Source organism: Mucilaginibacter terrae (assembly GCF_031951985.1).
Classification (GTDB): Bacteria; Bacteroidota; Bacteroidia; order Sphingobacteriales; family Sphingobacteriaceae; genus Mucilaginibacter; species Mucilaginibacter terrae_A.
Map to the genome: position 1 here is coordinate 4,483,750 of NZ_JAVLVU010000001.1, position 15,275 is coordinate 4,499,024.

General features: G+C 41.2%; 15 protein-coding genes. 14 read left to right on the forward strand and 1 reads right to left on the reverse strand.

All coding sequences use genetic code 11. The annotated features are described in order from the left end of the window. Positions 1-8: 8 nt before the first annotated feature. From QE417_RS19180 to QE417_RS19245, 14 genes are all read left to right on the forward strand, one after another. On the forward strand, positions 9-824 hold the full coding sequence (locus QE417_RS19180; protein WP_311952469.1) for a glycosyltransferase family 2 protein: 816 nt from the start codon (positions 9-11) through the stop codon (positions 822-824). Positions 825-852: 28 nt separating this feature from the next. Continuing rightward, on the forward strand, positions 853-1,401 hold the full coding sequence (locus tag QE417_RS19185; RefSeq protein ID WP_311952472.1) for an acyltransferase: 549 nt from the start codon (positions 853-855) through the stop codon (positions 1,399-1,401). 6 nt (positions 1,402-1,407) lie between these two features. Continuing rightward, a complete protein-coding gene (locus tag QE417_RS19190; RefSeq protein ID WP_311952475.1) occupies positions 1,408-2,499 on the forward strand; it encodes a glycosyltransferase in 1,092 nt (363 codons plus the stop codon). A gap of 4 nt (positions 2,500-2,503) precedes the next feature. Beyond that, positions 2,504-3,073 (forward strand): acyltransferase, encoded by a 570-nt coding sequence (locus QE417_RS19195; RefSeq protein WP_311952478.1) that lies wholly within the window; start codon positions 2,504-2,506, stop codon positions 3,071-3,073. 206 nt (positions 3,074-3,279) lie between these two features. Continuing rightward, positions 3,280-4,305 carry a glycosyltransferase family 4 protein gene (locus tag QE417_RS19200; RefSeq protein WP_311952480.1) on the forward strand — a complete coding sequence of 342 codons (1,026 nt, stop codon included), beginning with the start codon at positions 3,280-3,282 and terminating at the stop codon, positions 4,303-4,305. A 4-nt stretch (positions 4,306-4,309) separates the two neighbouring features. Beyond that, positions 4,310-5,548: a glycosyltransferase family 4 protein gene (locus QE417_RS19205; RefSeq protein ID WP_311952483.1), complete on the forward strand. Its 1,239-nt coding sequence runs from the start codon at positions 4,310-4,312 to the stop codon at positions 5,546-5,548. Between the two features lie 18 nt (positions 5,549-5,566). Continuing rightward, the gene (locus QE417_RS19210) at positions 5,567-6,934 is read left to right on the forward strand and encodes a hypothetical protein (protein ID WP_311952485.1); all 1,368 of its coding nucleotides are present in this window, start codon (positions 5,567-5,569) and stop codon (positions 6,932-6,934) included. Further along, positions 6,931-8,070, forward strand: a complete 1,140-nt coding sequence (locus QE417_RS19215; RefSeq protein ID WP_311952488.1) for a glycosyltransferase family 4 protein — start codon at positions 6,931-6,933, stop codon at positions 8,068-8,070. The genes QE417_RS19210 and QE417_RS19215 overlap by 4 nt, the downstream gene beginning before the upstream one ends. Before the next feature lie 11 nt (positions 8,071-8,081). Then, positions 8,082-8,744, forward strand: coding sequence for an acyltransferase (locus QE417_RS19220; protein WP_311952490.1), 663 nt, complete (start codon positions 8,082-8,084; stop codon positions 8,742-8,744). Positions 8,745-8,759: 15 nt separating this feature from the next. Continuing rightward, positions 8,760-9,902, forward strand: a complete 1,143-nt coding sequence (locus QE417_RS19225; protein WP_311952494.1) for an XrtY-associated glycosyltransferase XYAG1 — start codon at positions 8,760-8,762, stop codon at positions 9,900-9,902. A 25-nt stretch (positions 9,903-9,927) separates the two neighbouring features. Continuing rightward, entirely contained in the window at positions 9,928-10,704 is a 777-nt protein-coding gene (locus QE417_RS19230) for a glycosyltransferase family 2 protein (RefSeq protein ID WP_311952496.1), read from the forward strand. 184 nt (positions 10,705-10,888) lie between these two features. Beyond that, entirely contained in the window at positions 10,889-11,599 is a 711-nt protein-coding gene (locus QE417_RS19235; RefSeq protein ID WP_311952498.1) for a polysaccharide biosynthesis/export family protein, read from the forward strand. Between the two features lie 27 nt (positions 11,600-11,626). Further along, entirely contained in the window at positions 11,627-14,026 is a 2,400-nt protein-coding gene (locus QE417_RS19240; RefSeq protein ID WP_311952501.1) for a GumC family protein, read from the forward strand. Positions 14,027-14,103: 77 nt separating this feature from the next. After that, the gene (locus tag QE417_RS19245) at positions 14,104-14,688 is read left to right on the forward strand and encodes a WcaF family extracellular polysaccharide biosynthesis acetyltransferase (RefSeq protein ID WP_311952504.1); all 585 of its coding nucleotides are present in this window, start codon (positions 14,104-14,106) and stop codon (positions 14,686-14,688) included. Positions 14,689-14,697: 9 nt separating this feature from the next. Here QE417_RS19245 and QE417_RS19250 read toward each other — a convergent pair whose 3' ends face one another. Continuing rightward, entirely contained in the window at positions 14,698-15,255 is a 558-nt protein-coding gene (locus tag QE417_RS19250) for a hypothetical protein (RefSeq protein ID WP_311952507.1), read from the reverse strand. Positions 15,256-15,275 lie beyond the last annotated feature (20 nt).

The following is a 15,275-nucleotide window of genomic DNA, read 5'->3' on the forward strand; positions in this document are numbered from 1 at the left end:
ACAGATATATGACCTTTTCAATTGTAATTCCCACATGTAACCGTAACCATTTGCTGGCTATTTGTTTAGATAAGCTATTACCACAGGTGCAGCAGGGAAATTACACTTATGAAATTATTGTAACTGATGACAGCACCGGCAATATTGCCAAAGCTCTTATTGATGAAAAATATCCGTGGATAAAATGGGTGGCCGGCCCCAAGCAAGGCCCGGCAGCTAACCGTAACAACGGTGCTAAAAATGCCCAAAACCAATGGCTCATTTTCTTAGATGATGATTGCGAGCCTGATAATGATTTGGTTTTAAACTACGCCAAAACCATCGAAAGCAATTTGCAAGTAAGGGTAATGGAGGGGGCAATATACTCTGATGATGTAATTAAGCCCATGTTTACAGCACCTGTTAACACAACGGGCGGGCATTTATGGTCGTGCAATTTTTCGATACAAAAAGCACTGTTTGATGAGCTGGGTGGCTTTGATGAAAATTATAAATTCCCCAACCTTGAAGATAACGATTTAAACAAACGTATACGCCTTGCCGGCAACCAGGTTCCTTTTGTAAGTAATGCGCGGGTATATCATCCACCGCGCCCTATCGCGTCACCAGAAAAGTTTGCCCGGTATCATGAAAGCTGGATGTATTACCATGCCAAATTTGGCGAACGCAAAACCCTGAAAGATTTGCTGGTAACCATATCACGCGCCAGGCTAAATACCATTAAAGATGCCCCTAAGGGTTGGGCTTCGGTAAAAGCGCTATACAATTATTTTGTGGAAATTGCCCTTACCGTTAATAATAGCCGCAAATGGAAAAAGGTATAGTTTATAACTCATATCATTGCTAACAGGAATGTCTTTAAAATCGATCATAAAAAGTACCTTGTTAAAGTTACGGCTGCGCGGTGTAAACTGCCGCAATATAGATGCCTGGACGTACATAGGTAAATATACTATTCTCAAAACGGCTGATAGCCGCAGTTCCATTAACTTTAACCAGCGGATTGATTTGCATAACTACGTATCGCTGGTGGCAGAGGATGGAGGGCAGATCAATTTTGGCAAACGCGTTTCAATCGGCGATTACTCAACCCTGCGTGCAAGCCGCGCTCAAATAACCATTGGCGATAATACCATGCTGGCTCAAGGGGTAAAGCTTATTTCAACCAACCATGCCTATAAGGATAAAAACAAGCTCATACACGAGCAGGATATAGATACCGAAAAGATTGGCATAACCATAGGCAGCGATTGCTGGTTGGGCGCAGGTTGTGTGGTTTTGCCGGGTGTAACCATTGCCAATGGGGTGGTAGTAGGTGCCAATGCCGTGGTAACCAAAGATGTACCTGAGTATGCCATAGTGGTAGGTATTCCGGCTAAAGTAATTGCTTACAGAACTTAATCTCCCATGGAATCTAAAATAATTGTACATGTTTCGCAGATAGATATTTCGCCCGAAACCGGCATGGGTAGGGTGGAGTATTACTGGAAAGATGCTTTTGAACGTGCCGGATACCAGTTCATTCATATTGGTCCTACCGAGGTTGGTCCGGTAAAACATGGCGCTTTGTTTCCGCGTAAAGCCTATCAGTATTTTAAAAAATTAAACATAAAGCCGCTGTGCTTTATAGTGCACGAGCCTGCTGCCGGAGCATTTGTTAAAAAAGGCATTCCGTGTTTTGTGGAGAGTCATGGCGTTGAGCGTCGTAACTGGGAAGCCACTTTGAACGGTACAGTTCCGGGTATAAAAGAGGAGCCAATTAAATGGCGCACACGATTATTGTACCCTATATGGCGTTTAAGCGGTTGTGACAAGGGCTTGCGCTATGCCAATAAGCTGCTATTGATCAATACTGATGATAAGGTCTTTGTTAAAAAAAGATATAACCGCGAGGATAAAGATATACTGGTTTTTAAAAACGGCGTAAATGCCCTTCCCCCGGTTGAGGGAAGCAATAATGGAACATTTACTGTGCTGTTTAATGCCACCTGGGTAATGCGTAAAGGTGTACGTGTGCTAATTGATGCTGCCGCACTTTTGTATAAACAAGGACTGAAAATCAACTACCTGCTTATTGGCGGTAGCCGCGATGAACAAACTGTTTTAAGCAGTTGGCCCCATGAATTACACCCGTTTGTAACCGTTGTGCCCCGCTTTAAACAGCAGGAAGAAGTTAATTACCTGGCCAAAGCATCAGTATTGGTACTGCCAAGTTATGCCGAAGGCCAGCCACTGAGTTTATTGCAGGCTATGGCCGCCGGTAAGTGTGCAATTACGTCTAACGCCGATGGGCAAAAAGATTTGATCACCAATGGTGTAAATGGTTTCTTGTTTACCAATGGAAGCCACGAGGAGCTTGCCGATCAAATTAAACATTGCTACAACAACCCCGAAGTAGTAGCCGGCGTAGGAGCTAATGCCAAAGAATATACCCGCAACTTAACATGGGAAAACGTATCAAACCAAATTGTTGAATTTGTAGTGGCCAACAGCAAGTAAGCATATGAGTTATTTTTTACAGCAGGGTTTCTTTGTATTGCGGGTGCGTTACCTTAACAAAATATCAGGTGGCCTACGCAGGTTAAGATATACCTTGCAAGGAATGAAGGTGGGCAAAGGCACAACCCTGCCCAGGCTGAAAGTTACCTGGCCGCACCAGGTTTCGGTGGGTGATAATTGCCTGCTGGAACACGATATATATTTTAAGTACGATGGCATATGGAAACCCGGCCCCATCATTAACATTGCCGACCGGGTTTTTATAGGCACAGGCTGCGAGTTTAACATTACAAAGGGCATAACCATTGGTAATGATTCGCTGATCGCATCGGGTTGTCGTTTTATTGACCATAACCACGGTACTGAACCGGGCGAATTGATGCGCCTGCAAAATGGTGCCGAAGAAGCCATAACTATTGGGCAAAATGTATGGCTTGGTTGCAACGTGGTGGTGTTAAAAGGTATAACTGTGGGCCATGGGGCTGTTGTGGCGGCAGGATCTGTATTAACTAAAACCATTCCCCCTAACGAAGTTTGGGGAGGAGTGCCCGCTAAAAAGCTAAAAGACCGGTAATAATATTTAACTGCGGCAAAAAAGTATATTTACAAACTAACCAATAAACAAATGTCATAATAAAATAATACATTAAAATATTTGTATTATCTTTAGCATTTGTTGGCGAAACCGTTAATAAAACGTGTTTTAATTTTGAAAATCATTAATTTGATTTTAATTGCACGTTTAGTAATGGTTAACTGTTACACATACATTTACCTGCTTTGAAGATACTTTTCCTGTCATATAAGTTTTACCCTGAAGTTGGCGGCATTGAAACTATGTCTGACATATTGTGCAATGGTTTGCACCAGCACGGGTTTGATTTAAAAGTGGCAACCACAACTACCGCAACAGGAAATGAGCAACGTCCATATCAAATTATACGCAATCCTTCAAAAAAACAATTGCTCCAATTGCACTTTTGGGCCGATCTGGTGTTTGAGAATAACCCAACGCTAAATTTATCGTGGCCTAATATTATTACGCGCAAACCTCTTATTGTAACGCTCCATACCTGGATAGCCCGGGTTGACGGACAAAAAGGCTTGCAGGATAAAATAAAGCAGTTTTGGTTAAAACGTGCAAAAAAAGTGCTTGCCTGTAGCAGTGCATTGGCTAAAGAAAGTTACCCCGAGGCTTCGGTTATTCATAATCCGTATAACGATGATCTATTTAAGCTGAACCCGGCAGTTACACGCAACAAGAAATTTGTTTTCCTGGGGCGTTTAGTGTCTGATAAAGGTGTTACTTTGGCCGTTAAGGCATTTGATGGTTTTTTGAAAAAAGCAGCCGATAGTAATGCTACCTTAACTATAATTGGTGAAGGCCCCGAAAAAGAAAATTTACAACAGCAAGCGCAGCAATTGGGTATTGCTGACAGGATAATATTTGCCGGCACCAAAAAGGGTGAAGAACTGGTAAACCTGCTGAACGAACATGAGGTTATACTCATTCCATCGGTATGGGAAGAACCTTTTGGTTTGGTTGCGCTTGAGGGCATGGCTTGCGGTTGTATACCCATAGCCTCGCAAAGTGGCGGTTTATCTGAAGCTGTAGGCCAGGGAGGACTATTGTTTGAAAAAGGTAATGTTGATGCCCTTACGGATTGTATGCTTAAATTAAATCTCGATGAGCAGTTAAAACACACACTCATCTCTAATGGTATTCAGCATTTAAAGCAACATAAACTGGAGTATATTCTGGGTAAATATATAAATACTATTAATCAGGTAATTAGTAAGCGTTAACAGCATGGGTAAAGTTATTGTATTGCATCCAACCGGAAACACCTTTTTAAGGGCTATTGCAACAAGTTTGGCAAAAGCAGGTAAGTTGGAAGCTTTTTATACTTCAGTGGCCTCTTTCCCGGGTTCAACGCTGCAAAAGCTTGGCGGGATAGGGCCATTGGCCGAAATTAAACGCCGCGAATTTGACCCTATTCTCCAGCCTTATACGCACATGTACCCCTGGATTGAGTTAGGGCATGTAATAAGTAACAAACTTAAACTCAAAAGCCTTACTGCACACGAAAAGGGTGTGTTTAGTATGGATAATATTTATCAAAGTTTAGATAAGCACGTTGCCGGCCAGCTTTCAAAGTTTTCAAAAGCAGGTTTAAGCAGCGTTTATGCCTACGAAGATGGTGCACTGGCCACGTTTGAAAAAGCAAAAGCCATGAACCTTAAATGCGCATATGATTTACCCATAGCCTATTGGGAAACAGGTAGAAGGTTGATGAACGAAGAGGCTTTGCGTTTGCCACAATGGGCTGTTACACTGGGTGGCGGCATTCAGGATTCGTCAGCAAAACTGGAACGTAAGGTTGCCGAATTGCAACTGGCCGATGCGGTTATAGTACCAGGTAATTTTGTAAAAGATTCACTGCCCGATTGGGCTCAAAATAAAGAGATCATAGTTTCTCCTTTTGGTTCGCCGGTAACCCCTTCCTATAATGCCGCTGCTAAACAACATGACCCTAATAAGCCGCTGCGGGTATTATTTGCAGGATCAATGGGGCAGCGTAAAGGGCTTGGTGATTTGTTTGAGGCGGTAAAAATGCTCAATACCCCAAACGTGGAGTTGGTGGTAATGGGCTCACTATTAACCGATGCAGATTTCTATAAAAATCAGTTTCCGGGTTTTACTTACGAAAAAGGACGCCCTCACGCGCAAGTACTCGAATTAATGCGCACATGTGATGTTTTCTGCTTACCTTCAATTGTTGAAGGCAGGGCATTGGTTATGCAGGAAGCCATGAGCCAGGGACTGCCACTTATTATAACGCCTAACACCGGTGGCGACGATTTGGTAATTGAGGGCGAAACAGGTTTTCTCGTGCCCATCAGATCGCCCGAAGCAATTGCCGGAAAGATTACGTGGTTTCTTGAAAACAGGGACAAGATAAAAGATATGGGCATACGCGCACAACAACACGCCGCAGCATACACCTGGGAGAAATACGCAAATAACATAATGCCTGCTATTATTTAATAAAAGAGCAAGATTACCTTGATAATAGTAAAAGACATATTAGACTTTTTAAAGAGCTTTAAAAAAGACAAAAAGCTGCGTTTAAGTAGTAAAGAAAAACAGATTGCTGATATAAAGCGCTGGATTTGGATATACTTTTGGCTTTTGGTTTTTGAAGGTGCTTTACGTAAATGGGTATTGCCTTTTTTGGCTACGCCACTCCTCATCGTGCGCGATCCGGTAGCTATAATTCTTATCATCAAAGCACAAAATGCCGGCTTGTTTAAAGTAAACGGTTTGGTAATAGTGGCATGGATTGTAACCATATTATCGTTTTTGATGACCATGCTGGTTGGGCATCGTAACGTATATGTAGCATTTTTTGGCGCACGTATTATGCTGCTGCATTTTCCTATTATATTTTTAATAGGCGCAGTTTTTACCCGCGAGGATGTACTGCGCGTGGGAGAGATTGTGATGTGGCTGGCTATACCTATGACCGTATTAATGGGCTTGCAATTTTATAGCCCGCAAAATGCATGGGTAAACCGGGGCATAGGCGGAGACGAAGCCGGAGGTGGATTTGCAGGAGCCATGGGATTTTTCCGGCCTCCCGGAACGTTTTCATTCATTAACGGGTTGGTGTCGTTTTACGGCTGGGTAACTGCTTATGTCATGTTTTTTTGGTTGGATGAGCGTCCCTATATCAAAAAATGGTTGTTATTTGGCATAACCGGTTGTGTGGTTGCAGCTATTCCTTTATCAATTAGTCGTACATTCTTTTTTCAGGTAATTGTAAGCGGTGTGTTTGCCGCGGTTATAGCTTTGCGCAATCCTAAAATATCAGGTAAGTTTATGATGGCCGGTGCATCTATACTAATATTATTTACTGTTTTGGGCAAAGCAAGTTTTTTTCAAACTGGTACAGCAGCATTTACCGAGCGCCTAACTGTGGCTAATAATGCCGAAGGTGGTGCCGAAGGTGTATTTTTAGGACGCTTTATTGGTGGCTTATTAGGTGGTTTAACTGAAAATGCCAACGTGCCGTTTTTTGGATACGGTTTGGGTTTAGGTACCAATGCCGGTGCTAAACTCCAAACAGGTGCCACCAAGTTTCTGTTCAATGCCGAAGTTGAATGGGGAAGGGTAATTGGCGAGATGGGCTTTCTTTTGGGAGTAATTACCATTTTTTGCCGTGTTGCAGTAACTTTTGATATGACATTAAAATCTTTTGCAGCAATAGGTAAAAAAGATTATTTGCCCTGGATGTTATTGAGCTTCATATTAATAAATGTTGCACAAGGCCAGTGGGCGCAGCCAACCTCGCTTGGCTTTGGGGTTTTTACAGGCGGACTAATTTTGGCTTTATTAAGGCCTGTTAAACGAAGAGTTGTGTCATCGCGATGAAAGTAATCCTGATATCTAACTACATCCCCGATGGGCAGGAAAGCATGAAGCGTTTTGCCGAAATGCTTCACCGCGAGTACCCAACGTTTGGCATCGAAACCGAATTATGGTATCCCACGGTACTCTTTGGCTCAGGTTTTAAATCAACCAATGCCGGTTTGGGTAAATGGTTAGGATATATTGATAAATGGATTTTGTTTCCGTTGATTTTGCGTTGGCGGGTATTAGTAGGCGGCTTAAATAAGCCGGGCGTACATTTTCACATAGGTGATCATTCCAATTCGCCTTACCTGGCTCACCTACCGTCCAACCAATCGCTAATCACCTGCCATGATGTAATTGCCATACGCGCCGGGTTAGGATTTACCGATTCAAATCAGCAGGCATCATCATTCGGTAAAATTTTGCAAAGGTGGATTTTAGGAAATTTAAAAAAGGCTAAACGCTTGGCTACGGTATCGCAGTTTACCTTAAATCAGTTAAAAGAGCTTGCACCTGAAGTAAAAGATAAAAAATGGGAGGTAATACTTAATCCGTTTAATGCCGAATTTGGCCCCCTAAGCGAGGCCGAAAAAGATCGTTTGTTGCAAAATACAGGTATCAAAAACGGGCAAAAGTTTATTCTGCATATAGGCTCAGGGTTACCGCGTAAAAACCGGCCCATGCTGCTAAAAATGGTAAATGAGCTTAGTGACAAATGGGATGGATACATTTGCTATGCTGGTGATGAACCGGATAGTGAATTGTTAGATACAGCCAAGCAGTACGGCTTGCAAGACAGGGTAGTTTACATCATTAAACCACCTCATGAGGTATTGCGTGCACTTTACAATGCTTGCGAAGCCTTCGTGTTTCCTTCGTTTAACGAAGGGTTTGGCTGGCCTTTAATTGAGGCACAGGCCTGTGGTGCACCGGTAATAGCCAGCAACTTTGAACCTATGCCCGAGGTAAGCGGCGGAGCGGCCATTCATGCCGACCCCTACAAGCCCCAGGAGTTTGCCGAAGCTTTGCTCCGTTTACAGGATGAGCATTTTCGCTCTGAACTTATTGCAAAAGGCTTTGAGAATTGCAAAAGGTTCCAAATGGAAAAGATTATGAAACAATATATAGCGCTTCATGAAGCACAGGTATCTTAAAATTACAAAGCATGTTTCGTAAAATCCTTACATTAATTCTGCCGTGGTCGTTAAAAAGGCGTGCCCTGCAAAAATGGTTTGGGTACGAAATCCATCCAACGGCCAAACTGGGTTTAACGTGGGTTTTTCCGCATAAACTGGTTATGGGCCCGGGTGCGCGCATTGACCATTTTACAGCTGCCGTACATTTGGATTATATTGAACTGGGTAAAAATGCAAGCATAGGTCGTAGTAATTGGATAACCGGTTTTAGCACACATACTGAGTCAAAGCATTTTAAGCATCAAACCAACCGCAAAACCGAGTTAATTTTAGGCGAAGAAGCGGCTATAACCAAAAATCATCATATTGATTGTACCAGTGCTATACATATAGGCCGGTTTTCTACCATTGCCGGTTATAACTCGCAGTTGCTTACGCACTCAATAGATGTGTTTGAAAACAGGCAGGATAGCGCATCAATTACCATTGGTGAATATTGTTTTGTAGGCACCAACGTAGTGGTTTTGGGCGGCGCAACCTTGCCGGCGTATTCGGTATTAGGGGCTAAGTCGTTATTAAACCGTGCTTATACCGAAACGTGGATGTTGTATGCCGGAGTGCCGGCCAAGCCAATAAAACAAATTCCGGCAACGGCAAAATACTTTACCCGCACCGAGGGCTTTGTTTACTAAAAGCAAAAATTAGTTATGAAAATATTGTTTATTGTTCCTTCGTACAAACCGGCTTACATATATGGCGGCCCCATAGTGGTAGTGGCCTTGCTGGCCGAGCAGTTGGTACAAATGGGCAATGAAGTTAGCGTATACACCACTACTGCAAACGGTAAAACTGAGCTGGATGTAACACCCGGTGCCGAAGTACTGGTTGATGGCGTAAAGGTTACTTACTTTAAACGCGTAACCGGCGACCATACCCATGCCTCGCCTGATTTATGGAAGCATTTGGGTAAAACCGTGAAGCAGTTTGATGCCGTACACATACACTCATGGTGGAACCTGTTGGTTATTGGTGCAGCATGGGTGTGTAAACGTAACGGCGTTAAGCCTGTGCTGTCGCCGCATGGTATGTTTAGCAATTATATACTCGAAACCAATAACTCGGGCAAAAAGCGTTGGATACATAAGCTAATCGGGAAAAAAATGCTGGAGAATAGCTGGCTTCACGTTTCTACCCAATTAGAGTGGGACGAATCTCAGGCTATTATACCCGGTTGGAAAGGGGGCATCATCCCTAACCTGGTTAAGCTTTCAGAAAAAAAATACACACGTAAGCATAACGATATTTTTACGATTGCATTTCTTTCGCGTGTTGATCCTAAAAAGGGGCTTGACGTGTTGGTAAAAGCTTTGGCCGGTGTTGATTTTGATTACAAACTGAAAATTGCCGGTTCGGGCGAAGAAGAGTATATCAGCTCCATAAAAAAGATGGCTGCCGATTTGGGCAATGCCGATAAGCTGGAATGGGTAGGCTGGAAAAACGGCGAAGATAAGTTTGAGTACCTGGCTGGTGCCGACTTGTTTGCACTAACCTCTCACAGCGAAAACTTTGCCATCGTGGTTATCGAGTCTTTATCAGTAGGTACACCGGTAATGATCAGCAACAATGTTGGTCTGTATCAATACATCCAAAAAAATGATTACGGCTGGGTAACCGACATGCAAATAAGCGAAATAACCGCGCAGTTGAATGCAATAGCCAAAGCGACAGATAAATTGCAACGTATTAATAACGAATTGCCGGGCATTATTAAACACGAGTATGATGGTGCTAACCTGGCTAAGCAATATGTTGATTTATATAACAAGGCCAATTCGGGCAAACTGGCCTGAAAATCAAAAGATATAATTGAACCCTATGAAAGCAGGACAAAACGTTTTACAAGCCTTAATACTTACCAAAAACGAAGAACCCAATATAAAACGGGTGCTTGATAAACTTACCTGGATTGAACGTGTGGTAGTATTAGATAGCGGAAGCACCGATGCAACGCTTAATATTATTAAGGCTTACCCCAATGTGGAAGTAGTTTATCGTGCTTTCGATAGTTTTGCACAGCAATGCAATTACGGCTTGGATTTACTCACAAGTGAGTGGGTGTTAAGCTTGGATGCCGATTATGTATTAACTGATGATTTTATAACCGAAACACAGCAGATATTATCTTCTCCGGGCAATAACGTAGGTTATTTCACCCGTTTTGAATTTTTGGTTTTTGGCCGTCAATTGGTAAGTAATAACACTACACCACGTGCCGTATTGTTTAAGCTCAATGCCGGTTCATACTTTGACGACGGACACGCGCACCGTCTTAAAATTGAAGGTTTAACGGGGAATTACAAAGCCAAAATACTGCATGACGACCGTAAATCCCTCTCGCGTTGGTTGGCTAACCAGGATGGGTATTCAGTAAAAGAATGTGATAAGTTGCTGCATAACAATGGCGAAAAACTATCGTTTAGCGCAAAAATTAGGCGAAATAAGGTGATTGCGCCATTCTTTGTATTCTTTTATTCGTTGTTTGTAAAAGGTTTAATATTTAATGGTTGGGCAGGCTGGCATTATACTTTGCAGCGCACAATGGTGGAAATATTATTGGCCATAAGGCTTATAGAAGAAGAAAAACTGAAATAGGAGAATATGAGCATAGAGTGTTCTGCAACACGTTTTTTTTGAATATCTTACACAAATAATTAAAAAGCATCTATTAAACTATAATACTTTGAAAAACAGTAATTTATACAAGGCTTTACCCTTGGTTTTCTTTTTGGCTGTTATGATGACATTTTCATCATGTTCCTACAAGACCAGAAATACGATGTTTCATACTGCCAAACCTGTTAATGTTGATAGCATTAAAGATGTTTATGTATTACAGCCGGGAAGCGACCCCGACCAAAAAACGCATATAATTACTATAAGCGATATATTGAGTATCCGCAACCTGCAAAACCCTAACCTTATTTCCGGATTATCATCTGGTATGTCGTTTACTTCAACCATTTTACCTTACAGGGTTGATGCTGATAGTACTGTGGCCTTACCAGTTATAGGCCGTGTTAATTTGGTTGGCCTTACCATGTTGCAAGCCGAAAAAAAGCTGACAGAGATTTACCAGAAGCCGCCTTTGATGTTGCGCGATCCCATTATTAATATTACCGTAACCAATGCTAAGGTTACACTTTTGGGAGAAGCAAACAGGCAAGGAAATTTTTTATTGGTTAAAGAGCGTACTACACTTATAGAATTGCTTGGTGAGGCCGGTGGATTAAATGTGCGGGCCAACAAAAAAACAGTTCAGATCATAAGAGGTAATCCTAAAAATCCGCAGGTTATATATGTTAACCTGCGTAATATTAATGCTTTAGCAAGCGATAAGTTGTTGCTTCAAAATAATGATATTATTTATATTCAACCTAATCGCTTTTCGCTTGGTATCGACCAGCTTCAGCAAATCTTGCCTTACATAAGTGCGGTAACACTCCTTATAAATACCGGCTTGTTAATTGACAGGATAACATCACGATAAGCTTATAACACTGAACATACATCTTTTATGGAAGATAAGAATATTGAATTTGAGAATGAACCTGCCGGTGGTAAAATTAATATCGGTAAAATTCTTAAGGTTTTTCTCAGCCGTTGGTATTGGATTGCCGCTTGTATAGCCCTTACAGTTACCGGTGCTTACGTATATTTAAAGTTTACACCCGAAGTTTTCAGTACGGGAGCCATTATTAGGATGGCTGAAACAAAAACAACATTTACGGAACTTGTTAACCTTGGCGATCAATCGGGCGGGAACAACGAAACAGAAATGTTTATCCTGAAATCGCAATCGTTATTGGAGAGCGCTGTTGAGAAACTTGACTACCCTGTTGCTTATTATGTAAAAGGGAGAGTAAAAGACATTAATGTATACCCTAAAAAGCCGTTTCCTGTTGAAATTGTATCAGCCGATAGTTTGATAAGGGGAATACTTGACTTTGAGATTTTACGCAAAGATGCATCAACTTTTCATCTGAAATACAAAAAAGGAGGCAAAGAAGTAAAGCGTATTTGCAAATTTGGCCAAGTACTTTCATTCGGCAATTTGAAATTTATAGTGCGTGAGGGTATACACATGGGTAATCTCGACTATAAAATACATTTCAATTCAATTGTGAATATGGTGCCCGAGATTAGGCGTAATCTCAATATTATCAGTGCCACCAAATCTTCAATCATAACTTTAAAGCTCACCGGATCTAATCCTGTTTTAATTGCCGATATAGTAAATTCAATAGTATCTGAATACATTAAGAATGATGCCGATCGTAAAAGACAGGCCGCTACTCAAACTATTGATTTTATTGATAGCCAGTTAGAGCTGTTTTCTGAACAAAGAAATAAATCGCAAACAGCGCTTGAAGATTATAAGCGAAACAACGACATTGTTAACCTGAGCTCTAAAGCACAGACCATGTTAACCAGGATTAACACTAATGAGTCGCGCAGAAACGAATTGGAGATTGAGCGTTTGTTTATTAACCAGCTTGAATCAGAGTTAAAGCAAAACCGTCATGCCATTACACTCAACTTAGGTGTAGGAGGGCAAACCGAGTCTCTTCTATCGAGCTTAATAGCTAACCTTAATGCCTTAATCAAAGACCGGAATATAAAAATTGAGCAGTTTGATGAGCACTCATCAATTATTCAGATTATTGACGAGCAGATTGAACAAATTAAATTAGCCGCAATAAACAACACACGGTTGCTCAAAGAACGTAATAACAAAACAATAGCATTTTTAGATAACGAAATAGCTGAAATCAAGCAGCAATTAAAAGGTTATCCTACCGATGAGCAAAACCTGTTTAACCTGCAAAGTAATTTTGATATCAAGGAAAAGGTTTATACATTCCTTAACGAGAAAAAGCTTGAATCTGAAATCAGTCGTGCAGCTACAGTTGCTAATTCAAGTTTAGTTGAAAGTGCCAAGCCTAACTTTGGAGCCATAAGCCCTATTTCGGCCAGTATTTATCAAAATGCAGTTGTTTTTGGCCTTATGCTTGGACTTGGATTAATATTTCTCGTTCGCTCGTTAAGCCCTTATATACATGACCATGCTGAGGTTCAAATTAATTCAACTGTACCTATTTTAGGTATGATTAAAAAACATAACGAGGTTTTAAATGATGATGACAAGCAAAGTTTAACCCTGTTAAACTCCAAATCGGCATTTGCAGAGGCTATTCGATCGGTGCGTACCAATTTGAGCTTTATGCAAAGCGATCAATCTTCAAAAGTTATTTGTATTACTTCCGAAGTGGCAGGGGAGGGTAAATCGTTCGTGTCTGTAAACTTGTCGAACAGTTTGTGTTTGATGGATAAAAAAGTGATTCTGATTGCTGCGGATTTGAGAAGATCCCGCCTGCACAAAACATTCGACCTTACATCTGATCATAAAGGCTTGAGTGAGTATTTGTCCAATCAATCAGAACTTACTGATATTATCAACAAAACGCCGGTTGAAAACCTGTCATTCATATCCTCAGGCAAAATACCACCAAATCCATCCGAACTTTTGCACCGCGACAAAATGAAGGAATTATTGGCTATTTTGAAAAAAGAGTATGACTATGTTATTGTTGATACGGCGCCTATTGGTTTAATATCTGATGCTATTCCGTTAATTCAGCTGTCTGATATTAATATATTCGTAGTGCGTTCAGGGGTATCAAAAATTAGTGCGGTTAAATTACCTGCCCGTATTGATAAAGAGTACAGGATGAATAAATCATGTATCATCATGAATGCTTTTGAGCCTAATGCTTTTCATGCCAGCTTCTTCTCATCAGAGGGTGCCGAGGGTAATTACAATAGCTACTATTATGCCGATTATAATTATCATTCGCCATATTATGATGATGAACCGCGTCAAAAACCGTTGTGGAAACGCATTTTTGGCCGTTAATTAACATCATCAAAAAACATCAGCCCATTAACATACTTTAGTAGCGTGTTAGTGGGCTTTTACTTTAAAAAGCAAAAATGACAGATATAAACGAACAATCAGCAAATATGCAATCACGTGTACGATTGGGCGATTTCAACACCGCAGGTTTTAACAGGGGGGCAGGTAAGCTTAAAGAAATTAGCTGGTACCTCATCAAAATGGTGTTTTTTCTCAGCGCTTTTCCATTTCCAAGCAGTATAAAAACGACATTGTTAAAGCTCTTTGGAGCAAAGATTGGAAGTGGGGTGAATATTAAACCACGTGTAAATATTCATTTTCCATGGAAGCTGGAGATTGGCAATGATGTATGGATTGGTGAAGAAGTATTTATTCTCAATTTCGAAAAAACAGTGATAGGCAATAATGCATGCATATCGCAACGGGCATTTTTATGTGGAGGTAACCATGATTTTAAGCAACCCTCTATGCCTTACCGTAACGGGCCTATTACACTAATGGATGGTGCATGGGTAGGGGCCTCCTGCTTTGTTGGCCCTGGTGTAACCATAGGTACCGATAGTGTTATTACTGCCGGTAGCATTGTAACCGGCAGTATTGAAGCTAATGGAATATACAGAGGCAATCCTGCAGTTTTTATAAAAAACAGGTGGGCTGCTTAGCATTGCCAGTTATTTTTCTAATTCGGTAATAACCTTTACAAAGGCATCATAAATGGGTTTTAATGCGGTGGCATCGGTAATACCCACATTAATATTAAGTTCGAGAAATGGTTGTTCTTCACCTGTGTCTTCAACCGTATGGGTATGAATACCAAAATCAAAGTCTTCCAGCCGGGTAAAAACCTCCTGTAAGGTAGCATCGGCAAACAACTCGCGCACTTTACCTTCGTGGTTGGTTTTGATGATCACATGCTCATCAAACTCAGGATACCCCGTATAAACATCCTCAAGGCCAAAAAACTTTCCTATCGAATCTAAAAAATCTTTATCATGAATGGCAAATTTGAAAGTTGGTGCAATATTTAAAGGAGCCGATAACCGGGTGATTTCAGAACCTCCTTCAAAGCCGCCACCCAAATCAATATCTATATAAAGACTAATGTTTCTATCTGCCTGGTGAATGATCACATCGTAATGAAACATGTCTTCATCAGCCTTGAAATCGGCTTCAATTTGAGTCCATATTTCGGTTTCAGCACTGCCATATATTATCTTTTTATCTTCCATAACATTTAGTTTATCAACAG

What these genes read in the sequence shown, in the direction of transcription:
- QE417_RS19180 (WP_311952469.1), top strand. Translation starts at nt 9, where the DNA reads ATGACCTTTTCAATTGTAATTCCCACATGTAACCGTAACCATTTGCTG.
- QE417_RS19185 (WP_311952472.1), top strand. Translation starts at nt 853, where the DNA reads ATGTCTTTAAAATCGATCATAAAAAGTACCTTGTTAAAGTTACGGCTG.
- QE417_RS19190 (WP_311952475.1), top strand. Translation starts at nt 1,408, where the DNA reads ATGGAATCTAAAATAATTGTACATGTTTCGCAGATAGATATTTCGCCC.
- QE417_RS19195 (WP_311952478.1), top strand. Translation starts at nt 2,504, where the DNA reads ATGAGTTATTTTTTACAGCAGGGTTTCTTTGTATTGCGGGTGCGTTAC.
- QE417_RS19205 (WP_311952483.1), top strand. Translation starts at nt 4,310, where the DNA reads ATGGGTAAAGTTATTGTATTGCATCCAACCGGAAACACCTTTTTAAGG.
- QE417_RS19215 (WP_311952488.1), top strand. Translation starts at nt 6,931, where the DNA reads ATGAAAGTAATCCTGATATCTAACTACATCCCCGATGGGCAGGAAAGC.
- QE417_RS19220 (WP_311952490.1), top strand. Translation starts at nt 8,082, where the DNA reads ATGTTTCGTAAAATCCTTACATTAATTCTGCCGTGGTCGTTAAAAAGG.
- QE417_RS19225 (WP_311952494.1), top strand. Translation starts at nt 8,760, where the DNA reads ATGAAAATATTGTTTATTGTTCCTTCGTACAAACCGGCTTACATATAT.
- QE417_RS19230 (WP_311952496.1), top strand. Translation starts at nt 9,928, where the DNA reads ATGAAAGCAGGACAAAACGTTTTACAAGCCTTAATACTTACCAAAAAC.
- QE417_RS19235 (WP_311952498.1), top strand. Translation starts at nt 10,889, where the DNA reads ATGTTTCATACTGCCAAACCTGTTAATGTTGATAGCATTAAAGATGTT.
- QE417_RS19240 (WP_311952501.1), top strand. Translation starts at nt 11,627, where the DNA reads ATGGAAGATAAGAATATTGAATTTGAGAATGAACCTGCCGGTGGTAAA.
- QE417_RS19245 (WP_311952504.1), top strand. Translation starts at nt 14,104, where the DNA reads ATGACAGATATAAACGAACAATCAGCAAATATGCAATCACGTGTACGA.
- QE417_RS19250 (WP_311952507.1), bottom strand. Translation starts at nt 15,255, where the DNA reads ATGGAAGATAAAAAGATAATATATGGCAGTGCTGAAACCGAAATATGG.